General features: G+C 71.3%; 19 protein-coding genes. 11 read left to right on the plus strand and 8 right to left on the minus strand.

What is annotated here, in order from left to right; translation table 11 throughout:
- Positions 1-9 precede the first annotated feature (9 nt).
- The 3 genes from RBJ65_RS31165 to RBJ65_RS31175 all read left to right on the plus strand — a co-directional run bounded on the left by RBJ65_RS31165 (position 10) and on the right by RBJ65_RS31175 (position 3,321).
- Positions 10-1,029 carry a Gfo/Idh/MocA family protein gene (locus RBJ65_RS31165; protein ID WP_306319957.1) on the plus strand — a complete coding sequence of 340 codons (1,020 nt, stop codon included), beginning with the start codon at positions 10-12 and terminating at the stop codon, positions 1,027-1,029.
- Entirely contained in the window at positions 1,026-2,051 is a 1,026-nt protein-coding gene (locus RBJ65_RS31170) for a Gfo/Idh/MocA family protein (RefSeq protein ID WP_306319958.1), read from the plus strand. The genes RBJ65_RS31165 and RBJ65_RS31170 overlap by 4 nt, the downstream gene beginning before the upstream one ends.
- 169 nt (positions 2,052-2,220) lie before the next feature.
- Positions 2,221-3,321, plus strand: a complete 1,101-nt coding sequence (locus tag RBJ65_RS31175; RefSeq protein WP_306319959.1) for a mechanosensitive ion channel family protein — start codon at positions 2,221-2,223, stop codon at positions 3,319-3,321.
- A 22-nt stretch (positions 3,322-3,343) separates the two neighbouring features.
- Here the strand turns inward: RBJ65_RS31175 and RBJ65_RS31180 are convergent, their stop codons facing one another.
- Positions 3,344-5,449 carry a phosphocholine-specific phospholipase C gene (locus RBJ65_RS31180; RefSeq protein WP_306319960.1) on the minus strand — a complete coding sequence of 702 codons (2,106 nt, stop codon included), beginning with the start codon at positions 5,447-5,449 and terminating at the stop codon, positions 3,344-3,346.
- Between the two features lie 227 nt (positions 5,450-5,676).
- Between RBJ65_RS31180 and RBJ65_RS31185 the strand changes: the two genes are divergently transcribed.
- On the plus strand, positions 5,677-7,020 hold the full coding sequence (locus RBJ65_RS31185) for a 6-phospho-beta-glucosidase (RefSeq protein WP_306319961.1): 1,344 nt from the start codon (positions 5,677-5,679) through the stop codon (positions 7,018-7,020).
- Here the strand turns inward: RBJ65_RS31185 and RBJ65_RS31190 are convergent.
- The 7 genes from RBJ65_RS31190 to RBJ65_RS31220 form a co-directional block, all read right to left on the minus strand.
- On the minus strand, positions 7,008-8,462 hold the full coding sequence (locus RBJ65_RS31190) for an amino acid permease (protein ID WP_306319962.1): 1,455 nt from the start codon (positions 8,460-8,462) through the stop codon (positions 7,008-7,010). The genes RBJ65_RS31185 and RBJ65_RS31190 overlap by 13 nt on opposite strands.
- A 37-nt stretch (positions 8,463-8,499) precedes the next feature.
- On the minus strand, positions 8,500-9,501 hold the full coding sequence (locus RBJ65_RS31195) for a proline racemase family protein (protein WP_306319963.1): 1,002 nt from the start codon (positions 9,499-9,501) through the stop codon (positions 8,500-8,502).
- Complete coding sequence (locus tag RBJ65_RS31200; protein ID WP_306319964.1) at positions 9,501-10,454, minus strand: dihydrodipicolinate synthase family protein; 954 nt, start codon at positions 10,452-10,454, stop codon at positions 9,501-9,503. The genes RBJ65_RS31195 and RBJ65_RS31200 overlap by 1 nt, the downstream gene beginning before the upstream one ends.
- Positions 10,451-12,001: an NAD(P)/FAD-dependent oxidoreductase gene (locus tag RBJ65_RS31205; RefSeq protein WP_372341306.1), complete on the minus strand. Its 1,551-nt coding sequence runs from the start codon at positions 11,999-12,001 to the stop codon at positions 10,451-10,453. The genes RBJ65_RS31200 and RBJ65_RS31205 overlap by 4 nt, the downstream gene beginning before the upstream one ends.
- Complete coding sequence (locus tag RBJ65_RS31210) at positions 11,998-12,360, minus strand: (2Fe-2S)-binding protein (protein ID WP_306319966.1); 363 nt, start codon at positions 12,358-12,360, stop codon at positions 11,998-12,000. The genes RBJ65_RS31205 and RBJ65_RS31210 overlap by 4 nt, the downstream gene beginning before the upstream one ends.
- Positions 12,357-13,550, minus strand: coding sequence for an FAD-binding oxidoreductase (locus RBJ65_RS31215; protein ID WP_306319967.1), 1,194 nt, complete (start codon positions 13,548-13,550; stop codon positions 12,357-12,359). Before RBJ65_RS31215 ends, RBJ65_RS31210 begins: the two co-directional genes overlap by 4 nt.
- 92 nt (positions 13,551-13,642) lie before the next feature.
- Positions 13,643-14,260 (minus strand): helix-turn-helix domain-containing protein, encoded by a 618-nt coding sequence (locus tag RBJ65_RS31220; RefSeq protein ID WP_306319968.1) that lies wholly within the window; start codon positions 14,258-14,260, stop codon positions 13,643-13,645.
- 116 nt (positions 14,261-14,376) lie between these two features.
- Here RBJ65_RS31220 and RBJ65_RS31225 point away from each other — a divergent pair, with 116 nt between their 5' ends.
- From RBJ65_RS31225 to RBJ65_RS31255, 7 genes are all read left to right on the plus strand, one after another.
- A complete protein-coding gene (locus RBJ65_RS31225) occupies positions 14,377-16,302 on the plus strand; it encodes a glycoside hydrolase family 127 protein (protein ID WP_306319969.1) in 1,926 nt (641 codons plus the stop codon).
- An 84-nt stretch (positions 16,303-16,386) separates the two neighbouring features.
- Positions 16,387-18,093 carry an ABC transporter substrate-binding protein gene (locus tag RBJ65_RS31230; protein WP_306319970.1) on the plus strand — a complete coding sequence of 569 codons (1,707 nt, stop codon included), beginning with the start codon at positions 16,387-16,389 and terminating at the stop codon, positions 18,091-18,093.
- Between the two features lie 7 nt (positions 18,094-18,100).
- Positions 18,101-19,063, plus strand: a complete 963-nt coding sequence (locus RBJ65_RS31235) for an ABC transporter permease (protein WP_306319971.1) — start codon at positions 18,101-18,103, stop codon at positions 19,061-19,063.
- Positions 19,063-20,058 (plus strand): ABC transporter permease, encoded by a 996-nt coding sequence (locus RBJ65_RS31240; RefSeq protein WP_306319972.1) that lies wholly within the window; start codon positions 19,063-19,065, stop codon positions 20,056-20,058. The genes RBJ65_RS31235 and RBJ65_RS31240 overlap by 1 nt, the downstream gene beginning before the upstream one ends.
- Entirely contained in the window at positions 20,055-20,954 is a 900-nt protein-coding gene (locus tag RBJ65_RS31245) for an ABC transporter ATP-binding protein (RefSeq protein ID WP_306319973.1), read from the plus strand. Before RBJ65_RS31240 ends, RBJ65_RS31245 begins: the two co-directional genes overlap by 4 nt.
- Positions 20,951-21,820, plus strand: a complete 870-nt coding sequence (locus RBJ65_RS31250) for an ATP-binding cassette domain-containing protein (protein ID WP_306319974.1) — start codon at positions 20,951-20,953, stop codon at positions 21,818-21,820. The genes RBJ65_RS31245 and RBJ65_RS31250 overlap by 4 nt, the downstream gene beginning before the upstream one ends.
- Positions 21,817-23,262, plus strand: a complete 1,446-nt coding sequence (locus RBJ65_RS31255) for an aminopeptidase P family protein (protein ID WP_306319975.1) — start codon at positions 21,817-21,819, stop codon at positions 23,260-23,262. Before RBJ65_RS31250 ends, RBJ65_RS31255 begins: the two co-directional genes overlap by 4 nt.
- Positions 23,263-23,285 lie beyond the last annotated feature (23 nt).

Here is a 23,285-nt window from a genome sequence, read left to right on the forward strand (position 1 = left end):
AGGAGCTTCATGGCACGCCTCGACGTGGGACTGATCGGCGCGGGCCTCATCGCCCGCGCCCACCTGCCCGCATGGACCGCCCTCGGCGCACGCGTCACGGTCCTGTCCACCGACGGCCGCGCGGAGCAACTGGCCACCAGATACGCCGAGTTCGGCGTCACGGCAACGCACAGCCCGCCCGAACTCCTCGACCGCTGCACCGTCGTCGACGTGTGCACCCCCACGTACACGCACCGGCGGATCGTCCTGGACGCGATCGCCGCGGGCCGGCACGTGGTGTGCGAGAAGCCGCTCTCGCTCGATGTCACCGAGGCCCGGGAGATGGCCGAAGCGGCGCGGGCGGCGGGGGTGCGGCTGTTCCCGGCCCATGTCGTGCGCTACTTCCCGGCGTACGCGGCGCTCGCCGACGCGGTGGCGCGCGGGGGCCTTGGCAGCCCCGCCGTGCTGCGGTTCACGCGCTCCGGGCGCTTTCCGGGGTGGGCGCCGTGGTTCGCGGACCCGGCGCTTTCGGGCGGCATCCTGATCGACCAGATGATCCACGACTTCGACTTCGCGCGGCTGCTCGCGGGTGAGGTGGTGCGGGTGCACGCGCAGGTGCGCGACAACCAGGGGGCGCGGGAGAGCGACGGTGACGCGGTGGTGACCGGCACCGCGGTCCTCACGCACGCCTCCGGCGCGATCAGCCACGTACTCGGTGTGTGGGGGCCGCCGGATCTGCCGTTCCGTACGACGTACCGGTTCGCGGGGACGGACGGAATCCTGGAGCACGACTCGACCGCCGACCCGGGCTTCCGGGTTCTGGCACAGGGGACGCGGCAACCCGGCGAGGGCATTCCGGGCAGCCCGATGACGGAGAGCCCGTATCTGACGGAACTGCGGGAGTTCGCCGCGGCCTTCGAGGGCGGCCCCGCCCCGCGCGTCTCGGCGCGCGACGGCGTCGAGGCCGTCCGCATCGCGTGCGCCGCCGCCGAGTCCGCGCGCACCGGAGCGAGTGTCGAACTCGATGCGACCGAGGAGGCCCGGCGATGACGGACCGACGGGACATCAAGGTCGGCGTGCTGTCGTTCGCGCACGTCCACGCGACCGGTTTCGCGCGCAAGCTCGCCGCGATGGACGGCGTGGAGGTGCTCGCGGCCGATCCGGACCGGGATCCGGCCGCGCCGAACGAGTCCCGCGGGAAGCACTTGGCGATGCGCATCGGTGTCGATCACGTCGACACGTACGAGGAGTTGTTCGCCTGGGGCCCGGACAAGGTCGTCGTCTGCGCGGAGAACGTGCGGCACCGGACGCTGGTCCTGCTGGCCGCCGCGCACGGCGTCGACGTGCTGTGCGAGAAGCCGCTCGCGACGACGCCCGAGGACGCCGCCGCGATGGTCGAGGCGTGCCGGGCGGCGGGGGTGCGGCTCGCGGTGGCGCACCCGGTGCGGTTCAGCCCCGCCTACCTCGCGGTGCGCGACGCGGTGCGAGCGGGCACGACGGGCGAGGTGCTCACGGTTGCGGGCGCCAACAACGGCTATATGCCCGGCTCCAGGAGGCGCTGGTTCACCGATCCCGAACTGGCCGGCGGCGGCGCGGTCATGGACCACACCGTGCACGTCGTGGACCTCCTCGACGACCTCTTCGACGGCTCCCCCGCACGGTCCGTCTACGCGCAGACCAACCGTCTGCTGTACGGGGACGAGGTCGCGGTCGAGACGGCGGGGCTGCTCACCGTGACGTACGCGAACGGGGCCGTCCTCACGCTCGACTGCAGCTGGAGTCAGCCGCGGCACCATCCGGCGTGGGGCGGCCTCTCGATGCAGGTGGTCGGGGCGCGGGCGGCGTTGGAGATGGACGCGTTCGACCAGAAGGTGCGCGGGTTCGTCGAGACGTCGCGGTCGGGCGTGGAACTCGCGTACGGCGTCGACCTGGACGCGCTGATGCTGCGGTCCTTCCTGTTCGGCGAGGGTCCCGTGGCGGTCACCGACGGCGCGTCCGGGCTGCGGGCGGTGCGGATCGTGGCGGCGGCGTACGAGTCGGCGCGTACCGGAAGGGTCGTCGAACTCACGTAAGGGGGTGGCGACGGACTTGGGGACAGGGTGCGAGAGGCTTGTGCAGAATGGGTGAGGCTCCGGCCCGCCGCCCCTGTCCCCTACCGAGCAGGTACCACGTGACGAAACATCACATATCCGCCCCCGAAGCCTCGTCGGCAGCGTTCGGCCCCTTCGCCGGAGGTGTCCGATGAGCCGCGGCGTCGAGCTCCACGACCTGATCTTCGCCGGAGTCGCCCTGGTCGGCGGCCTGTTGGCGGGGCTGCTGCTGCGGACCCTGCTGCGCTGGCTCGGGGTGCGCGCCGGGCAGACGCGGTGGGGCGGGGACGATGTGATCGTCGACGCGCTGCGCACGCTGGTGCCGTGGGCCGCGGTCGCCGCGGGCGCGGCGGTGGCCGCGGAGGTGCTGCCGCTGACGCCGCGCACCGGGCGGAATGTGAACATGGCGCTCACGGCGCTGCTCATCGTCGTGGCGACGCTCACGGCGGCCCGGGTGATCACGGGGCTCGTGCGGACGGTCGCGCAGTCCCGTGCGGCGGTGGCGGGTTCGGCGACCATCTTTGTGAACATCACGCGGGTCGTGGTGCTCGCGATGGGCTTCCTGGTCGTCCTCCAGACGCTCGGCATCTCCATCGCACCGCTGCTCACCGCGCTCGGCGTCGGGGGCCTCGCCGTGGCGCTCGCCCTCCAGGACACCCTCGCGAATCTCTTCGCGGGCGTGCACATCCTCGCCTCGAAGACCGTGCAGCCCGGCGACTACATCCGGCTGAGCAGCGGTGAGGAGGGCTATGTCGTCGACATCAACTGGCGCAACACAGTGGTGCGGCAGCTCTCCAACAACCTCGTGATCATCCCGAACACGCAGCTGTCCGGCACGAACATGACCAACTTCAGCCGCCCGGAGCAGGAGATGACCCTGACGGTGCTCGCCGGGGTCGGCTACGACGTCGACCTGGAGGAGGTGGAGCGGGTGACGGCCGAGGTGGTCACGGAGGTCATGAAGGACGTCGAGGGCGCGGTCCCCGAGCACGAACCGCTCGTCCGCTTCCACACGTTCGGGGACTCACGGATCAGCTTCAACGTGATCCTCGGGGTCGGCGAGTTCAGCGACCAGTACCGGATCAAGCACGAGTTCATCAAGCGGCTGCACTCCCGCTTCCGCGCCGAGGGCATCCGGATCCCGTCGCCCGCGCGGACGGTGGCGCTCGCGCCGGGCAGCGCCTCGCTGGTGATCCCGCATCAGCGGGACGCGAAGGACGTGCCGCAGACGCCGGTGGCGCCGCCCGTGTGACGGCGCCTGAGGCCTCCTCCGGTCACCCGGACACGGAAGGCCGCCCGTTCTCGATGTGCCCCATCAGGCGGCGGGCGAAGTCGGGTTCGTCGGCGCAGGTGACGGCCAGGTCGTACCAGCCGTGGGCCTTCGCCGCCGGGTGCGTGACGGTGGTCCTGTCGCCGGGCGCGACGCGGACCTGCCGGGTGAGGGCGGGGGCGTCGGAGCCGCTGACGTACGACTGCGGGCGGACGGTGAACACCTTCGCCGCGCTGCCGTGGTTGGCGAGGGTGAGGCGGACTTCGCGGGTCTTGGCGCGGATCGACGACGTGACCTCGACGGTGGACGCGGTGAGTCCGGCGAACTCGCGGCGGAAGCCGTTGGGCCCGGTCACGGTGAACTCGTAGCGGTCCTTCGGCGGCGACACGGTCAGCGCGCGGCTGCCGGAGACGTCGCGGTGCTGCGGCACGTCGAACTCGCCCGCGTACGGGTAGAGCGCGAAGTGGGCGCTGGACGACCCGGAGTTGGTGAGGGTGACCTCGATGCGGCCGTCGTAGCCGCGCGCGTACGCGTCCGGCTGGTACGGCAGCGGGCGCGCGGGCCGGGTGCCGGTCTCCTGCTCGGGCATCTTCTGCTCGGCGGGCGGCACCGGCTTCCAGCGGTCGGTGGCGGGCGGCACCGGGCCCGGGTACTTCACGGTGGGCTGCTGCTGCGCGGTGTCGAAGTCGAAGGCCGAGGTCAGGTCGCCGCACACCCGGCGGCGCCACGGTGTGATGTTGGGGTCGTCGATGCCGGTCCACTTCTCCAGGAAGCGGTTGACGGAGGTGTGGTCGAACAGCTCGGAGCACACGTAACCGCCCACCGACCAGGGCGAGATGACGAGCATCGGCACGCGCATGCCGAGCCCGGTCGGCTGCCCCTGCCACCACTCGTCGGGGTCGTCGGCCTCCGGCACGGGCGGCGGCACGTGGTCGAAGAAGCCGTCGTTCTCGTCGTAGTTGATGAACACGACGGTCTTGCGCCACACGTCCGGATGCGAGGCGAGGGCGTCGAGCACCTTGTACGGGACGCTGGCGCTCGCGGCCGGGACGGAGACGCTGGGGTGCTCGGAGTCGACGGCGGAGGGCACGAGGTACGAGACCGCGGGCAGCTTTCCCGCGGCGACGTCGGCGGCGAAGTGCTCGGCGAGGGTGCCGGTGGGCACGCGGCGCAGCGCCCGCTCGAACAGGCTGCGCTCCTCCTTGATGAGCGCAGCGACCCCCTCGTCGAGGAGCCCGAGCAGCCGCTCCCGCTCGGCGGCGGTGTCGGCGTCGCGGACGACGGCGTAGAAGGACTCCATGTACGTGTGTCCACCGGTCTTGGCGAGGGCCTTGCGGGCGACCGCCTTGAAGGTGGCGTAGAACTCGATCTGGTTGTCGGTGAAGTTCTCCCACTCGGTGTACGTCTGCCAGCTGCGCCCCTCCTTTTCGAGGAGCTCGGCGAACGTGGGCCAGTCGTACCCCTTGTGCACCCCCTCCTCGTAGGCGTCGTTGCCGATGGCGCGTCCGCCGGCCGGCTCGTCGCCGGAGTTGCCGCTCCACAGGTAGTTGCGGTTCGGGCTGGTGGAGCTGTGCATGGAGGAGTGGTAGGCGTCGCAGACCGTGAAGGTGTCGGCGAGTTCGTACTGCAGGGGTATGTCGGAGCGGTCGTAATACGCCATCGTGGCGGCGGTCTTGGCGGAGACCCACTGGTTCATCCAGCCGTTGTTCCACGCCTTGTGGCCGCCGCCCCAGTCGTGGTTGAGGGCGTCGATGTACTGGAGGTCGCGCTGCTGCTCCTCGGCGGCGGCGCGCACGGAGAACGGCAGGACTCTCTTCGCGCCGTCGGGCTGCTCGAACACGGGCTTCCCGTCGGGCAGCCGGACCGCGTTACGGTCGGCGAAGCCACGGACGCCGCGCAGCGTGCCGAAGTAGTGGTCGAACGACCGGTTCTCCTGCATCAGGATCACCACGTGCTCGATGGCGTCGAGCCCGCCGGCCGGCGGCTCGGCGGCCAGCGCCCGCTGGAGAGAGGGCGGCAGCAGCGAACCCGCCGCGGCGGCGCCGACCGCTCCCGCGCCGAGGGCGAGGGCGCGGCGCCGGGACACGGGATGCGAGAGGGGGTCGGTCATGTCTGCGGCTCCTGAATTCGGTGGATCAGTGGATCAGTGGGTCAGTGGGTCAGTGGGTCAGTGGGTCAGTGGGTCAGTGGGGGGACGAATATCGGTACGCAGAGACGCTACGAGGATGGACGGTACGGACGGTGAGCACTGGATGAACTCATGTCGGCACCACACAATCAACCTCTGGACAAGGACGAACGTGGAATTGCTTGATCTTGACGAGTAGGGTGCGCCGCATGAAATTGACCCTTCTCGGTGGCGGCGGTTTCCGGGTTCCGCTGGTGTACGGAGCGCTGCTCACGGACCACGCGGAGGGCCGTGTCACCGAGGTCGCCCTGTACGACCTGGACGCCGGCCGCCTCGACGCGATCGCGCGGGTCCTCGCCGAGCAGGCCGAAGGGGTGCCGGACGCGCCTACGGTCACCGTCACCACCGACCTCGACGAGGCGCTGCGCGGCACGGACTTCGTGTTCTCGGCGATCCGGGTGGGCGGGCTCGAAGGGCGGGCGGCGGACGAGCGGATCGCGCTCGCCGAGGATGTGCTGGGGCAGGAGACGGTCGGGGCGGGCGGGCTCGCGTACGGGCTTCGGACGCTGCCGGTCGTCGAGGAGATTGCGCGCCGCGTGGCCGAAGTCGCCCCGGACGCCTGGTTCATCAACTTCACCAACCCGGCTGGCCTCGTCACGGAGGCGCTGGCGCAGCACCTCGGTGACCGTGTCATCGGCATCTGCGACTCCCCCGTGGGCCTCGGGAAGCGGGTGGCGCGGGCGCTCGGCGCCGATCCGAAGGACGCGTGGGTCGACTACGTCGGGCTCAACCACCTGGGCTGGCTGCGCGGCCTTCGCGTCCACGGCCGCGACGAACTGCCCCGCCTCCTCGCCGACGACACACTCCTCGGCTCCTTCGAGGAGGGCAAGCTGTTCGGTACGGAGTGGCTGCGCGAGTTGGGCTCGATCCCCAACGAGTACCTGCACTACTACTACTTCAACCGCGAGGCGGTGCGCGCCTATCAGGAGGCGGAGGCCACGCGCGGCGCGTTCCTGCACGTGCAGCAGTCCCGGTTCTACGACCGGATGCGCGACCCGGCGGCGCCGCCCCTGAAGACGTGGGACGCGACGCGGGCCGAGCGCGAGGCCACGTACATGGCGGAGAACCGGGAGGCGGCGGGCGCGGGCGAGCGCGACGAGGCGTCGCTGACCGAGTCCGGCGGCTACGAGAAGGTGGCGCTGGACCTGATGCGTGCCATCGCCCGCGACGAGCGCGCCACGCTGATCCTCAACGTCCGCAACCGCACGACCCTTTCGGCCCTCGACGCGGACGCCGTGATCGAGGTGCCGTGCCTGGTCGACGGGAACGGCGCGCACCCCGTCGCCGTGGATCCGCTGCCGGGTCATGCGACGGGGCTCGTGACGTCGGTGAAGGCGGTCGAGCGCGAGGTGCTGGCCGCCGCCCGCTCCGGCTCGCGGGCGACGGCGGTGCAGGCGTTCGCGCTGCACCCGCTGGTGGACTCGGTGAACGTGGCGCGGCGCCTCGTCGACGCGTACCGCTCGGCGCATCCGGGGCTCGGCTACCTCCGCTGACGGTGCTCGGCCGAATTCCGGTACCCGTACGCCGCGTAGACCCCCACCCCGATGAGCATCCACACGGCGAACCGCACCCAGGTCACCCAGTCCAGGTTGCTGATCAGCCACACGGAGAAGGCGACACCGATCGCCGGGACCAGCGGCACCAGCGGCGTACGGAAGGAACGCGGCAGGTCGGGGCGCGTCTTCCGCAGCACGACGACGGCGATGGCGACGACGATGAACGCCATCAGGATGCCGATGTTGGTGAGGTCGGCGGCCTCCCGGATGGGCAGGAACCCGGCGATCAGCGCGGAGCCGATGCCGACCGGCCAGATGACGCGCGTGGGCACGTGCCTGCGCGGGTGGTTGCGGGCGAAGTAGCGCGGCAGCAGCCCGTCGCGGCTCATCGAGTACCAGACACGTGACACCGCCAGCATGTTGGCGAACGCGGACGTGGTGATGCCGATGACCGCGCCCACGGCCACGACGAGCCCGAGCCCACCGAGCCCGACGGCCGTCAGGGCGCTGGAGAACGGACTCGCCACATCGATGTCCCGATAGTCCTGCATCCCGAGCAGAACAACACACACACCGAGATAGATGAACGCGGCGATGCCGAGCGAGATCACGATGGCCTTCGGCAGCACCTTCTTCGCCTCGGCGCTCTCCTCGGCCGCCGCGCTCATGGCGTCGTATCCGTAGACGGCGAAGAAGGCGGTCGCGGCTCCGGTGAAAGCGCCGCCAACCCCGTACGGCAGGAACGGCGTGTAGTTCCCCGACTTGATGTGAAAGGCACCGGCGACCACGACGAGCGCGACGATGCCCAGCTTCACGACCACGAGGATCGTCTCGAAGCGCGCCGACTCCTTGGTGCCACGGGACAGCACGAACGCGAGAAGCAGACACAGCAGCAGCGCGAACAGGTCGACGCGATGCCCGGAGCCGGTACCGGGGGCACCCAGCATCCACGTGGGCACATCAATGCCGACATGCTCCAGGATGTACGAGAAGTACCCGGACACCGCGATGGCGACGACGGCCACGATCGCGGTGTATTCGAGCAGCAGGTCCCAGCCGATCGCCCAGCCGACGAACTCGCCGAGCGCGGCGTACGAGTAGGTGTAGGCGGAGCCCGCCTTCGGGATGGAGCCGGCGAACTCGGCGTAACAGAGCGCGGCCGCACCGCTGGCCACGATCGCGATGAGGAACGAGATCATCACTCCGGGCCCGGCGTCCTGATGGGCCACGACTCCGGCGAGCGAGAAGACCCCCGCACCGACCAGACCGCCGAGGCTGAGCGCGACCAACTGCCACAGCCCCATGGTGCGTTGGAGCCCTCCGCTGGTCACCTCCTCGGAGTCGTCGACGGGCTTGAGGCGGAAGACGCCGGCGCGGGAGAGGAGTCCGCCGTCGGGCCCGGCCGGGTCACGGGGTGGGTTGGTGGTCGTACGGGACACGGTGACTCCTGTGAGGTCTTCGACCGCTCTACGGGGGTCAGAGCACGAAGCCGTGCGGGAACGGGTCGCGTGGGTCGAGGAGGTAGTTGGCCGTCGCGGTGATCCAGGCGCGACCGGAGAACTCCGGCACGACGGCGGACAGTTCACCGACCTTCGTCGTATCCACGAGCCGTCCGGTGAAGCGGGTGCCGATGAAGGACTCGTTCACGAACTCGGTGTGCAGCGGGAGTTCGCCGCGCGCGTGCAGCTGCGCCATCCGGGCGGAGGTGCCGGTGCCGCAGGGCGAGCGGTCGAACCATCCCGGCTGGATCGCCATGGCGTTGCGGGAGTGCCGTGCGGTGGAGTCGGGGGCGAGGAACTGCACGTGTTTGCAGCCGCCGATGACCGGGTCGACGGGGTGGGCCGGCCGGTTGTGCTCGTTGATGGCGTCGGAGATGGCGAGCCCGGCCTTGAGGATGTCGTCCTTGCGGGCCCGGTCGAAGGGCAGACCGAGTTGTTCCAGCTCGGTGATGGCATAGAAGTTCCCGCCGTACGCCATGTCGTAGCGGACCTCGCCGTAACCGGGCACCTTCACGGTGGCGTCGAGTTCGAGCGCGAAGGCGTCCACATTACGGAGGGTGACCTGCTCGGCGACCCCGTCGCGCACGGCGACCCGCGCCTCGACGAGCCCGGCGGGCGTGTCGAGCCGCACGACCGTCTCGGGCTCACTCACCTCCACCATGCCGGTCTCCACGAGCACGGTGGCGACGCCGATGGTGCCGTGCCCGCACATCGGCAGGAAGCCGCTGACCTCGACGTACAGCACACCCCAGTCGGCGTCGGGGCGGGTGGGCGGTTGCAGGATGGCGCCGCTCATCGCGGAGTGGCCACGCGGCTCGTCGACGAGGAAGCGGCGGAGTTCGTCGAGGTGTTCCAGGGCGTATGTGCGCCGGTCGGCCATGGTGTCCCCGGGGATGGGGCCCACGCCGCCGGTGACGACGCGGGTGGGCATGCCCTCGGTGTGCGAGTCGACGGCACTAAGAGTACGGACGGACCGCATCACACCTCCCGGTTGTCGAGCGAGGCGATCGCACGGGCCATGTCGGCCTCGACCTGGGCGCGCATCTCGGGCAGCAGCGCGCCGCGCGGCGGCCTGCACGGCCCGCCGAACCGGCCGACCTGCTCCATGCCCAACTTGATGGCCTGCACGAACTCGGTCCGCGAGTCCCAGCGGAAGGCCGCGACGAGCGGCTCGTACAAGGCCCGCGCCTCCTCCAACTTGCCTGCGACGGCCAGCTCGTAGAGGCGGGCGGACTCGGCGGGAAACACGTTCGGAAACCCGGCGAACCACCCGGTGGCCCCCATCAACAAGCTCTCAAGGACCACATCATCAGCGCCACTGATGACTTCGAGCCCCGGCGCCTTCTCCTTGATTTCGAGCACCCGCCGCACATCACCGGAGAACTCCTTCACGGCCACGATGTTGTCGATCTGCCCGATCTCGGCGAGCAGATCGGGCGTGAGGTCGACCTTCGTGTCGAAGGGGTTGTTGTAGACCATCACCGGAAGCCCGACGGACGCGACGGCGGTGAAGTGGTCGACGACATCACGGGAGTTGGCCCGGTACAGGGTCGGCGGCAGGCACAGCACTCCGTCCGCGCCGTCCTCGGCCGCCACCTCGGCCCAGTGCCTGGCCTGGTGGGAGCCGACACCGTGCACACCGACGACGACGATGCCGTCGTCACCGACCGCGTCGATGGCCGTACGGGCCACCTTGCGGCGCTCCTCGTCGGTGAGGGAGGAGTACTCGCCGAGCGAGCCGTTCGGGCCGACGCCGCGGCAGCCGTTGTCGACGAGCCAGCGGCAGTGCTCGGCGTAGCGGTCGAAGTCGACGGCCAGTCCGGCGGGGGCGGAGGTGTCCTCGTAGTACGGGAGGGCGGTGGCGACGACGACGCCACCGAGACCGAGGGAGCCCTGCTCCTGCTTCTTCGTCTGCTGCTTGTTGTCGCTCATGAAGTGCCTTCCTGTGTACGGGACTTGGCGGGTGCGGCCAGGTCGCCGAGCGTGACGGGGCGGGCGATGGGACGTCGGTGTTCGTTGGCCGGCGGCAGGCCCTCGACGCGGGTGCCCGCGTCGTCGGGGCCGCTCAGCCGCGCCTGGAGTTCGGCGACGGTCGGCCCGCACATCCGGGCCTGGCAGGGGCCGAGTCCTGCGCGGGTGGCGAGCTTGGCGGCGCGCGGCGCCGAGGTGGACGGGTCGGTGGCGGCCCGGCACACGGTGGCGTAGTCCGTCTCCTCGCACCGGCACACCACGGTCTCGGGGCGCAGCCAGCCGGTCCAGCCCGCTCCGATGGGGTGGGCGCGGGCGAGGCGTGCGGCGAAGGCGCGGCCCTGGTCGCGGCTGGTGCGCAGGCGGCCGACCCGGACGGTGTTCCGGTCGCCGCCCGCGGCGAGCCACCCCGCGAGGGCGCCTTCCACGCGAGCGGCGGGCGCGCCCGCGATGCCGGTGATCTCCCCGGCGGCGTACACGTGCGCGGCGGTGGTGCGCTGGTCGCCGTCGACCTCCACGAACTCCCCGGCCGGGGTGGCACGCAACGCGCACCCGGCGGCGAGCGGCAGTTCCAGCTGCGGGCTGAAGCCGTGCGAGACGCACACCGCGTCGACGGCGACGGTGCGTTCACTGCCGGGCACGGTCGACCAGTCGGCGCGCAGCCTGGCGGTGACAACCTCCTCCACGCGCCCGTCACCGCGGGCCGCGACGACGGTACGACCGGTGCGGTACGGCACCCGGTGCCGCGCCAACAGCCCACCGTACTCGGCGAGTTCGGCGGCCTTCCCGGACTGCACGGCGAGTTCCCAGGGACGCCCGCCCCAGCCACGGGCGAGGGTGCCGGCCGTGTTCGCCTCCAGCACCTCACGCACCCCCGCCCCGGCCTCGATCAGCGACGCGGCGACCGGCAGCAGGAACGGCCCGCTGCCCGCGACGACCACCTCGTCCCCGACCACCACCCGCTCCCCCTTCGCCAGCGCCTGCGCCGCGCCCGCGGTGTACACGCCGGGCAACTCCCAGCCGGGGAAGGGCAGTACGCGGTCGTGCGCGCCGACGGCGAGGACGAGCGCGTCGGGGTCGAGAGTGTGCCGGGTGCGGCCACCGCCGTCGACCCGGCCACCCCGGCCGCCACCGTCTGAGGGGTCGCGCAGTACGTGGACGCGCGGCGGGCCCGGCTGGGCCGGGTCGGGGCGTTCCAGGGCCCAGACGGCGGTCTCGGACCACCAGGTGCAGCGCGGATGCGCGAGGACCCGGCGGCGGCGTGTGTCGAAGGCGCGCCAGCCGTGGTGGAGGTGCTGTGGCCGCTCGGCGGCATAGGCCTCGGGGAGCATGCGGTGGTACTGGCCACCGGGCTGTTCGGCCTCGTCGACGAGGGTGACCTCCGCCCCCGCGCTCAGTGCGGCGTCGGCTGCTGCGAGCCCGGCGGGTCCGGCGCCCACGATGACGACGTGCCGCAGCGGCGACCCGGGACTGTGACCGGTTTCCCCAACGGGGTGGGCATAAGGCGTCACAGTGCCGTGCCTCCTTCCCGGGCCTGCTCCCGTGCCCGTTCCCGTGCCTGGTCCCGTGTCTGGTCCCGTGTCTGCGTGCGCACCTCGTCACCGTCGCGGGCCCGTCTGCGGCAGGCCCGGACATCGCGTTCCGCCCCCACCGTCACCAGGCAGTCGAAGCAGGCGCCGATCCCGCAGAAGACACCACGGGGCGCTCCGGAGCGGCCGTGGCGCCAGGCGCGGCGGCCGGAGGCGAGCAGGACGCCCGCGAGGGTCTGGCCCTCGATCCCGGCGACGGGCTCGCCGTCGACGGTGATCGTGAGCGGTGTCTCGCGGCGCCCCACGGCGTCCCTGGCCGCGGGTATGCGTCGTGGGCTCATGCCGTCTCCTCTTCCTCGGTGTGCCCCAGGACGGCCGGCCGGTCCACCCGGAACGGCTTCGCGTCGATGTCGGTGGGCCGGTCGAGGAGCAGGTCGCGCACGAGCCGCGCGGTGCCCACCGACAGGCCGATGCCCGCGCCTTCGTGACCGCCCGCGTGCCACAGCCCGGCGAGGCGTGGGTCGGGGCCGATGACGGGCAAGTGGTCGGGTACGTAGGGCCGGAAGCCGCCGTACGCGCGCATCACCGGCACGCCCGTGAGCGACGGGAAGAGGCGCAGCGCCTTCTCGGCGATGGCGGAGAGGGCGTCGACCCTGAGCCGGTCGTCGAAGCCGACGCGGCGGCGGGACGAGCCGATGAGGACGCTGCCCGCGCGCGTGGACTCGACGACCGCCGAGGTCTGGAGGTCCTCGGCGCTGCTGCCGACGGCGCCCACGTAGTCGGCGTCGTACACCTTGTGGAAGACGGTGGGCGGGAGCGGGGTCGTGACGAGGACGTCGCCGCGGCGGGGGCGTACGTCGACGGGCGCGCCGAGGCGGGCCGAGAGCTCGCCCGCCCAGGGCCCGGCGGCGTTGACGAAGACGTCCGCCTCGACGAGTTCGCCGTCCGATGTGCGTACGGCGGTCAGGCGGCCGGAGCGGGTGACCGCGCCGACCACCTCGGTGCCGGTGCGCAGTGTCGCGCCCGCCCGCAGTGCGTCGGCGAGCAGCGCGGCGGCGGCTCCGGCGGGCTGCACCTGCGCGTCCTCGGGGTAGTGGACGGCCGCCGTGTGCGCGCGGGTGAGGTACGGCTCGGCGGCGGCGAGCGCGGCGGCGTCGAGGGGGTCCGCCCGTACGCCGGCCGCGCGTTGGGTGTCGGCGAACGCGGCGAGTGCGCGGGCGCCGTCCTCGGTGGTGGCGACGACGATGCCGCCCTTGGGGTCCCATTCGGTCAAGTCCCGGGCACTGTCGTCCTGTTGGGCCAGCTCCTCGATGATCTCGGGCCACAGGCGCCGGGACAGTTGCGCCAACTCCAGCTCGGGGCCCGGCCCTTTGTCGGATACGAGGATGTTGCCCTCGCCGTGCGCCGTGGTCGCGGCGGCGGGGCGGCCGCGGTCGACGATCGTGGTGGCGCAGCCCGCGCGTGCCAACTCCCGCGCACAGGCGGCTCCGACGATTCCGGCCCCGAGAATGACCGCTCGCGTTCCGTGCATCGAACCGCCTCCGTTCGCTTCATCGAACGAATGGAGGCTAGGACGCCGTTTCCGAGGGTGTCAACGGTTCCTCGGAGAAACGCCCGACGCGCTCAGCCCTCCTCGGGTTCGGCGCCCGGCTTCGGGTGCGGAATCCCCAAGTGGGCGTGCTCGTGCGGCCGGTACTGGAGCAGCAGCACGGAGTGCACGTCGCCGTCGAGCGCGGTGTAGGAGTGCGGGAGCGTGGCGTCGAAGCCGACGTAGTCGCCGGGCCCGAGCTCCACCTCGTCGCCGTCGACGCGGACTTGGAGCCGGCCCGTCTGCACGATGGTGTGCTCCGTGCCGACGTGCCCGAGCGAGTCCTGCCTGCTGTCGGCGCGCACCACCTGGTCGTACACCTCGAAGACCAGGTCACCGAAGGTCATCCGGCGCAGCGGCCGCAGGTCGACGCCCTGCCCCCTGAGCACCTCGACCTCCTTGGCGCGCACGACGGTCAGGCCGCCGGGGGTCCGTGTCTCCAGGAGGTCGGAGACGGGCACCTCCAGGGCGCGGGAGAGGCTGAACACCGTCTCGATGGTGGGGTTTCCGGTGCCGGACTCCAGTTGGGAGAGCGTCGCCTTGCCGATCTTGGAGCGTCGCGAGAGCTCCGAGATGGACAGGCCGCGCGCCGTCCTGGCGCGGCGCAGATTGGCCGCCACCATGTCGCGGACCGACTCCTGGGGAACGTCCATAGCCTCTCCCTGACTCCCTTGACAGCGTTCGCTTCGACGAACACTATGCCGCACAGCGCGTTTACTGACCCGAACGATTCCTCATACCCAAGTACACGGCACTTGGAGGACTGATCGTGCGGTACCCCTCTGAAAGACTCCAGCCGCTGCCCGCCTCGCGGGTCGACATCGTCGGCGGACTCCTCGCCGACTGGCAACGGCGCAACCGCGAGGCGACCCTGCCGCACACGGTGCAGCAGCTCCGCGCGGCGGGCAACGTGGACAACCTCCGCAGGCTGCTGCCGCCGCGGGAGGCCGAGGCTTCCGCGTTCCGCGGCCGGTATCCGTTCCTCGACACCGACGTGTACAAGACGTTGGAAGGTCTCGTGTACGAACTCGCCCGCCCGCAGGGTGCGTTGAGCAAGGATGCGGGTGAGCTCTACGAAGAGATGGTCGCGCTCCTGGAGCGGGTCCAGGCCCCCGACGGCTACCTCAACTCCTTCTATCAGGACCCCGATCAGGCCAAGGAGCCGTGGTCCGATCTCGCGTGGGGCCATGAGCTCTACACCTTCGGCCATCTCGCGCAGGCCGCGGTCGCCGCCCATCGGCGCCTGGGCGACCGGCGGTTGCTCGATGTCGCGACGCGCTTCGCCGATCTCGTTGTGAAACGTTTCGGTCCGGCCGGTCAGGAGGCCGTCTGCGGGCATCCCGAGGTCGAGATGGCCCTGGTGGAGCTGTACCGGGAGACCGGGGACCGCAACTATCTGGAGCAGGCCGCGCTCTTCGTCGACCGGCGCGGGCAGGGGCGGCGCAGCGGTCTGCGGCACAGCGTGTTCCCGGCCTCGTACTTCCAGGACCATGTGCCGCTGCGCGAACTGCCGTCGGTGACGGGGCACGCGGTGCGGATGGCGTATCTCGCGGCGGGCGCCGCGGACGTCGCGATGGAGACCGGGGACGGCGGGCTGCTCGACGCGCTGCGGCGGCTGTGGGACGACATGGTCGCCACCAAGCTGTACGTCACCGGGGGCCTGGGAAGCCGGCACTCCGACGAAGCGGTGGGCGACCGCTACGAGTTGCCGTCCGAGCGGTCCTACAGCGAGACCTGCGCGGCGATCGCCGTCATGCAGTGGGGCTGGCGGATGTTCCTCGCCACCGGCGACGCCACGTACCTCGACACCTTCGAGACGGTCCTCTACAACGCGTTCGCCGTCGGCCCTTCCCTCGATGGTCGCGCCTTCTTCTACGACAACCCGCTGCAGCGCCGCGCCGATCACGAGCAGCGCAGCGGCGCCGAGGCCGACGGGGAGTTGTTGCGCCGCCCGTGGTTCGGGTGTCCGTGCTGCCCGCCCAACATCGTGCGGTGGATGTCGCAGCTCGGCGAGCACCTGGCAGCCGAGCGGGCGGACGAGCTGCTGGTGGCGGGGTACGCCTGCGCCCGGCTCGAAGGGCGGGAGTTGGCGGTCGACATGGCGACCGGATATCCGTGGGACGGTGAGGTCCGGGTGACGGTGCGGGCGGCGCCTGAGCGGCCGTACGCCCTGAGGCTGCGCGTTCCCGGCTGGGCCGAGGCCGACCGGGTGCGGCTGACGGTGGGCGGGGAGACCTCGGTACCGGAGGTGGTGGACGGCTGGGTGCGGGTCCGGCGCGCCTGGCGGGCCGGGGACGAGGTGGTGCTGCGGCTGCCGATGCCGGTGCGTGCCCACGGCTCCCACCCCTACCTGGACGCCACGCGCGGCGCCGTCGCCGTCGCCCGCGGCCCGCTCGTCTACTGCGTCGAGCAGCAGGACTGCGCGGTCGGCATCGACGACGTCACGCTCGACGCGGCCCGGATCGCGGCCGCCCGTCCCCGTACGGACACCCGCTTCGAGGGCGCGGTCGTCCTCGACGCGGAAGCCGATGTCGCACCCCCGATGTCCGCCGCGCTGTACCCCGTGCTGTCCGCCGTGCCGACCGACACCGGAACCGCCGCTACCACCGCTACCACCGGCTTGACGCTCGTCCCCTACTTCCTGTGGGGCAACCGCGAGGCCGCCGCCATGCGGGTCTGGATCAGGCGCTCCTGAACACGCTCGCCCCCGCCGCCCCTTCTAACTCTCCTCCTCTCCCCCCCACTTCCCTCCCCCCTCCAGAAGGCTCAGGAAGACGTCATGAGAAGAAAAGCAATGGCCCTGCCCGCCGCGGTACTTGGCACCGCGCTCGCCCTGACGCTCTCCGGCTGCAAGGGCGGCGGCACGTCGGCCGCGCAGCAGGCCGACCCCGGTGCGGACGCCGCCACCGGTGGCACGGTGCACGTCCTGGCGAACGCCGACTTCTCCCACCTCGACCCGGCGCGCGGGTTCGACGGCGGCGTCAACAACTTCTACCGGCTGATGTACCGCACGCTCACGACGCAGGCGGCGGCTCCCGGCGCCAAGGGCACGAAGGTCGTCGGTGACCTGGCGACCGATGCCGGAAAGCCCTCCGACGGCAACAAGACGTGGACGTTCAGGCTGAAGTCCGGGATCGCCTTCCAGGACGGTTCCGAGATCAGCAGTGAGGACGTGAAGTTCGGCGTCGAGCGGGCCTGGGACCCGGACGCCGGGATCGGCTCTCCGTACGCGAAGCAGTACATCGAGGCGCCGGCCGACTATCAGGGACCGTACAAGTCGGGGAGTCTGTCGAGCATCGAGACACCGGACGAGCACACCATCGTCTTCCACCTGAAGAAGGCGACGGCGCAGTTCGGTTACATCGCCGCGCAGCCGACGTTCACGCCGTTCCCCAAGGGCAGCGGCGCCAAGGCCGCCTTCGACCGCGAGCCCATCGCCTCGGGCCCTTACAAGGTGAAGAGCTATCAGCGCGGGTCGAAGCTGGTCCTCGTACGCAACAAGGCGTGGAAGCGGTCGACGGACGAGGTGCGCGACGCGAAGCCGGACAGTTTCGTGTGGACCTTCGGTCTGGACAACGCGACGATCGACGAGCGGCTCATCGCCGGGCAGGGCGCCGACGCGAACGCCATCACCGGCGCCGCCCAGCTCCAGCCCGCGACGGTCTCCCGCATCCAGACCCCGCAGCTCAAGAAGCGCACCCTGTCGGGCATGACGGGCTGCACCTCGTACATGAGCATCAATACGCGCAAGGGTCCGCTCAAGGATGTACGGGTCCGTCAAGCCATCGAGTACGCGGTCAACAAGCAGACAACCGTTGACGCGCACGGTGGTTCGTCGCTCGCGACCGTCGCCACGTCCATCGAGCCGCCGGTCGTTCCGGGCCGCGACGCGACCGACATGTATCCGAGCAAGCACGGCACGGGCGACGTGAAGAAGGCCCGCGAGCTGCTTGCCGATGCGGGGAAGTCGAAGGGCTTCACGTTCACGCTCGACACCCGCGCCGCCGAGGTGGAGCAGGCCACGGCCGTGTCGATTCAACAGTCGTTGAAGCGGGTCGGCATCAAGGTCAAGGTCAACACCATTGACACGTCAACGTTCTACGAGGTCATCGGTACACCCTCGCAACAGCACGACGGCGCGCTGACCGGCTGGTGCCCGGACTGGCCGGGCGGCTCCACCTTCCTGCCGCCGCTGTTCGACGGCCGCAACATCGCCGCCAGCGGCAACCAGAACATCTTCATGCTCGACGACAAGCGCATCAATGAGCGGATGGACGCCATCGACGCGATGAGCGATCCAGACACGCAGAACGCCGCGTACGGAAAGCTCGACGGGCAGATCATGAAGCGGGCCCCGATCGTGCCGCTGCACTACACGAAGACCGTGTCCGTCGTCGGCGACAACATCGCGGGGGCGTATCTCAGCCAGTCGTTCTCCGGCGGCATCGACCTCGTCTCCGTCGGCCTCGCCGACCCGAAGAAGTAGCCGCCCCATGTCGACTTCCGTCCTTCACGACGCGCGGCCGGGCGCGGCGCCCGGCGCGCCGCCGGGCCCCGAACTGCCCGGCTCCACCGGGCGCCGGGTGCTGCGCGCCCTGTCCCGCGATGTGGGCGCGCTGCTCGGCACCGCGTTCCTGCTCCTGATCGTCCTGATGGCGCTGTGCGCGCCGCTGCTCTCCATGGTCACGGGGCACGGCCCGGACGCCTTCGACCGTGCGGCCGTCGACACCGACATCGGTGGCCTGCCGCGCGGTTCGTTCGGCGGGATCAGCGCCGAGCACTGGTTCGGCGTCGAGCCGCGGAACGGCCGCGACATCCTCGCGCGGATCGCGTACGGGGCCCGTACCTCGCTGCTGATCGCCGTCGCGGCCACCCTGATCACCACCGCGATCGGCACGGTGCTCGGGGTGCTCGCCGGGTTCCTGCGCGGCTGGGTGGACACGGTGATCTCCCGGCTCATGGACTTCCTGATGGCGTTCCCCGCGCTCATCTTCATGATCGCGATCCTGTCGGCGCTGCCCGGCAGCGGCCGGGCGCCGCTCCTCGTCGTCGTGCTCAGTGTGTTCGGCTGGCCGTATCTGGCGCGCGTGGTGCGCGGGCAGACACTGGCGCTGGCAGAGCGGGAGTTCGTCGAGGCGGCGCGGGCGTCCGGCGCGGCGAAGTGGCCGCTGGTCTTCAAGGAGATCCTGCCGAATCTGCGCAACTCCGTGCTGGTGATGGCGACGCTGTCGGTGCCCGGCTACATCGGCACGGAGGCCGGTCTTTCGTTCCTCGGTGTCGGTGTCACGCCGCCGACGCCGTCGTGGGGGCAGATGATCGCGAGTTCCGTGTCCTGGTACCAGGTCGATCCGCTGTACTTCGCGATCCCCGGCTGCTTCCTGTTCGGAACGGTGCTGTCGCTGACCGTGCTCGGCGACCGGATCCGGCACGCCCTCGACGCGGGGGAGGCTGTCTGATGGTCCGTTATCTCGCCGGACGGCTCGGCTGGGTGGCGCTCATCCTCGTCGCCGTCTGCGTCTTCACGTATCTGATCTTCTTCCAGCTCTCCCCTGACCCGGCCGTGATGATCTGCGGCAAGACCTGCACCGCCGACCGGATCGAGACCATCAGGTCGTCGCTCGGCCTGGACCTGCCGTTCACCACGCAGCTGTGGGACTTCCTCAGCGGCATCGTCACAGGACGCGACTACGGCAGCGGCGCGAACCTCGTGCACTGCCCGGCGCCCTGCCTCGGCTACAGCTTCCAGAGCGGCCAGTCCGTCTGGGACATGGTGCTCCAGCGGCTGCCGGTGAGCGCGACCGTCGCGGTCGGCGCGGCCGTCCTGTGGCTGCTCGCCGGGGTGGCCTGCGGGCTGCTCAGCGGTGTCAAGGAGGGTACGTGGTGGGACCGTGGCGCGATGAGCCTCGCGCTCGGCGGCTCCAGCGTCCCCAACTACGTACTGGCGCTCGCCCTTCAGTACGTGCTCGTGGTCAAGCTGCGGATCCTGCCGTTCCCGGCGGCGGTGTCGTTCGCGGACGATCCGCAGATGTGGTTCGAGTCGTATCTGATGCCGTGGATCGTGCTCGCCACCGGATACGCCTGTCTGTACGCGCGGTTGACCCGCTCCAACGTCATCGACACGCTCTCCGAGAATTTCGTGCGCACGGCCCGCGCGAAGGGTCTGCGGCCGGTGCTGCTGATGCGCCGGCACGCGCTGCGGCCCGCACTCACCCCCATCACCACGCTCTTCGGCATGGACTTCGCGGGGCTGCTCGGCGGGGCGATCATCACGGAGACCGTCTTCGGGCTCAACGGCGTCGGCAAGATGGCATCCGACGCGATCGCCAAGAACGACCAGCCGGTCATCATGGCGGTCACGCTCCTCGCGGCGTTCTTCGTGGTGCTCGGCAATCTCGTCGTCGACGTCCTGTACACCTTCCTGGACCCGCGCGTGAGGATCACAGCGTCATGACCGACGTACACGTACCCACTCAACGCGCCTCCGCAGAGGGTCTGTTGGCGGTCGAGGGGCTGACCGTCACCTTTCCCACCGGGCGCGGGCCCGTCGATGTCGTGCGCGAGCTGTCCTTCACCGTGGAGCGCGGCGAGACCCTCGGCATCGTCGGGGAGTCCGGCAGCGGGAAGTCCATGACCTCGCTCGCGGTGATGGGGCTGCTGCCGCGCGGCGCGCGCACCAGCGGCAGCGTCCGCCTCCAGGGCCGCGAGCTGCTCGGCCGCCCGGACCGTGAGCTGCGGCGGCTGCGCGGCGACGTGATGTCGATGGTGTTCCAGGACCCGCTGTCCTCCCTCAACCCCTACTACACGGTGGGCCTTCAGATCGCCGAGGCGTACCGCGGTCACCGCGGCGGTTCGCGGCGTGCGGCGCGGCGGCGCGCCGTCGAGGCGCTCGGGCAGGTCGGCATCCCGAAGCCCGCCGAGCGGGTGGACCACTATCCGCACCAGTTCTCCGGGGGCCAGCGGCAACGCGTCATGATCGCCATGGCGCTCGTCTGCGAACCGGCGCTGCTGATCGCGGACGAGCCGACCACCGCGCTCGACGTCACCGTGCAGGACCAGATCCTCACCCTCCTCACCGAACTGCAGCGACAGACCAGCACCGGCATGCTGTTCATCACCCACGACCTCGCGGTGATCGCCAACCTGGCGGGCCGCGTCCTGGTGATGCGGGGCGGCGAGCAGGTGGAGCACGCGACGACGGAGGACGTGTTCTGCACGCCCCAACACCCGTATACGAGACGGCTGTTGGAGGCGATTCCGCGGATCGACGACAAGCTGGCCGAGCCCGGCGACGCATCGGCCCTGTCCGGTCTCACGCCCCTCGGCACGGCACAGGAGGAGGCCCGGTGACCCGCGCCCAACACCCCGAGCCCGCACCGCTGCTGCGCGCCCGCGGGCTGACCAAGACGTTCACCACACATGGCTCGCTGGGCCGCTCGGCCACGACCACGGCGGTCGACGACGTGAGCCTCGACATCCACCCAGGCGAGACACTCGCGGTCGTCGGCGAGTCCGGCAGCGGCAAGTCGACGACGGCGCGCCTGGTGGCGAAGCTGATGGCACCCACCGCCGGGACCCTGGAGTTCGACGGCACGGATGTCACGCACGCGACCGGCGACGACCTCGCCCGCTTCCGAGGCGACGTACAGGTGGTGTTCCAGGACCCGTACTCGTCCCTCAACCCCCGGCACACCGTCGAACGCATCCTGACGGCCCCGCTCGACTACCAGCACCGCCCGATCCCGGGCGGGCGCCGCGCCTTCACCCGCGAGCTGATGGAGCGCGTCGGCCTGAACCCGGACCACGCGCTGCGCTATCCCGCGCAGTTCTCCGGCGGGCAGGCGCAGCGCATCGGCATCGCCCGCGCGCTCGCGGTCGGCCCGCGCCTGGTGATCTGCGACGAGGCGGTGTCGGCGCTCGATGTCTCGGTGCAGGCGCAGGTCGTGAACCTGCTGCTGCGGCTGCAGCGCGAGCACGGCTTCTCCTACCTGTTCATCGCCCACGACCTGGCCGTGGTGCGCCGGATCGCCCACCGTGTGGCGGTCATGCACCAGGGACGTATCGTCGAGTCCGGTCGCGCCGCGGACGTCTTCGACCGGCCGCGGGACGCGTACACCCGTACCTTGCTCGGGGCCATCCCGCGCATCAACCCGGAGTGGGACCGGCGGCGCCGTGCCGCCGCCCGGAACCCTCACGAAGTGGAGTCCGCATCATGACCGAGACCACCCCCGCCGCCTCCGTGCCCCGGCCCGACACCCCGGACCCCCGGATGCCGCGCCTGGCCGAGCTGCCGGACTTCACCGCGTTCATGGGGCAGGGCTGGGCCGAGGCCGACCGGACGCCACCGACAGTGCCGGGGGTCGCGGAGGCGGCGGCCGCGCACCGGGCGCGTCTGAGCGCCGAGTTCGCCGGGCGGCCGCTGGTCGTCGGCGCGGGCCGGGCCCCGGTGCGCAGCAACGACACAGCGTACGACTTCCGTCCCGACAGCAACTTCTACTGGCTGACGGGCTGCACGGTCGAGGGCGCCGTGCTGGTCCTGCGGCCCGTGCCCGGCGGGCACGACACGGTGCTGCACCTGCCGCCGCCGGCCCGGCCCGGCGAGCCCGGATTCTTCGCGGACGCGGCGCACGGCGAGCTGTGGGTGGGACCGGCGCCCGGCCTCGAGGACTGGCGGGCGGCACTGCGCCTGGAGACGGCGCCGCTGGCCGCCCTGGACGAGACACTCGCCGCGTGCGCCGCGCAGAACCCGCTGCTCACCGGCCCCCTCGACCCGGACACCAGCCGCCGCCACGGACTCGCGCCGGACGCCGGACTCGCCCGCGTCCTCTCCGAACTGCGCATGGTCAAGGACGCGTGGGAGATCGGCCAGCTGCGCGAGGCCGTGGACCGTACGGTCGAGGGCTTCGCCGCGGTGGTCCGCGAGTTCCCCGCCGCCATCCGCGGCGGCGGCGAACGCTGGCTGCAAGGCACCTTCGACCGCTACGCCCGCACGTACGGCAACGGCCCCGGCTACGCCACGATCGTCGGCAGCGGCCGCAACGCCGCGACCCTGCACTGGGTGCGCTGCGACGGGCCGGTGGCCGAGGACGCGGCCGTGCTCCTGGACATGGGCGTGGAGACGAACAGCTACTACACGGCCGACGTCACCCGCACCTTCCCCGCCTCCGGCCGCTTCACCTCGACCCAGCGCGCCGTGCACGACCTGGTGGAGCGCGCGCACCGGGCCGGGCTCGACGCGGTGCGCCCGGGGCGGGACTTCGCCGACTTCCACACGGCGGCCATGGAAGTGGTGGCGCGCGGCCTGGACGACTGGGGCCTGCTCCCGGTCTCCGTCGACGAGGCCCTCTCCCCCAAGGGCCAGCACCACCGCCGCTACCTGGTGTGCGGCATCGGCCACCACCTCGGCCTCGACGTCCACGACTGCGCCCGCGCCGACTACTCGGCGTACCAGGGCGCGCGGCTCGCCCCCGGCATGGTCCTCACGGTCGAGCCGGGCCTGTACTTCCACGCCCACGACACCACGGTGCCGCCGGAGCTGCGCGGCATCGGGGCGCGCATCGAGGACGACATCCTCGTGACGGAGGCCGGTTCGGAGGTGCTGTCGTCCGAACTGCCGTTGGACGCGGCGGGGTTGGAGCGGTGGATGGCCGCTCCGTGAGGAATTGATCCGTTTCCGCGCGG

Source organism: Streptomyces sp. KL109B (assembly GCF_030766935.1).
In the GTDB taxonomy this organism is placed as follows: Bacteria; Actinomycetota; Actinomycetes; order Streptomycetales; family Streptomycetaceae; genus Streptomyces.

Bases quoted from the DNA above. Each gene is read 5' to 3' on its own strand.
- RBJ65_RS31165 (WP_306319957.1), top strand. From the start codon at position 10: ATGGCACGCCTCGACGTGGGACTGATCGGCGCGGGCCTCATCGCCCGC.
- RBJ65_RS31170 (WP_306319958.1), top strand. From the start codon at position 1,026: ATGACGGACCGACGGGACATCAAGGTCGGCGTGCTGTCGTTCGCGCAC.
- RBJ65_RS31175 (WP_306319959.1), top strand. From the start codon at position 2,221: ATGAGCCGCGGCGTCGAGCTCCACGACCTGATCTTCGCCGGAGTCGCC.
- RBJ65_RS31180 (WP_306319960.1), bottom strand. From the start codon at position 5,449: ATGACCGACCCCCTCTCGCATCCCGTGTCCCGGCGCCGCGCCCTCGCC.
- RBJ65_RS31185 (WP_306319961.1), top strand. From the start codon at position 5,677: ATGAAATTGACCCTTCTCGGTGGCGGCGGTTTCCGGGTTCCGCTGGTG.
- RBJ65_RS31195 (WP_306319963.1), bottom strand. From the start codon at position 9,501: ATGCGGTCCGTCCGTACTCTTAGTGCCGTCGACTCGCACACCGAGGGC.
- RBJ65_RS31200 (WP_306319964.1), bottom strand. From the start codon at position 10,454: ATGAGCGACAACAAGCAGCAGACGAAGAAGCAGGAGCAGGGCTCCCTC.
- RBJ65_RS31210 (WP_306319966.1), bottom strand. From the start codon at position 12,360: ATGAGCCCACGACGCATACCCGCGGCCAGGGACGCCGTGGGGCGCCGC.
- RBJ65_RS31215 (WP_306319967.1), bottom strand. From the start codon at position 13,550: ATGCACGGAACGCGAGCGGTCATTCTCGGGGCCGGAATCGTCGGAGCC.
- RBJ65_RS31220 (WP_306319968.1), bottom strand. From the start codon at position 14,260: ATGGACGTTCCCCAGGAGTCGGTCCGCGACATGGTGGCGGCCAATCTG.
- RBJ65_RS31230 (WP_306319970.1), top strand. From the start codon at position 16,387: ATGAGAAGAAAAGCAATGGCCCTGCCCGCCGCGGTACTTGGCACCGCG.
- RBJ65_RS31235 (WP_306319971.1), top strand. From the start codon at position 18,101: ATGTCGACTTCCGTCCTTCACGACGCGCGGCCGGGCGCGGCGCCCGGC.
- RBJ65_RS31240 (WP_306319972.1), top strand. From the start codon at position 19,063: ATGGTCCGTTATCTCGCCGGACGGCTCGGCTGGGTGGCGCTCATCCTC.
- RBJ65_RS31245 (WP_306319973.1), top strand. From the start codon at position 20,055: ATGACCGACGTACACGTACCCACTCAACGCGCCTCCGCAGAGGGTCTG.
- RBJ65_RS31255 (WP_306319975.1), top strand. From the start codon at position 21,817: ATGACCGAGACCACCCCCGCCGCCTCCGTGCCCCGGCCCGACACCCCG.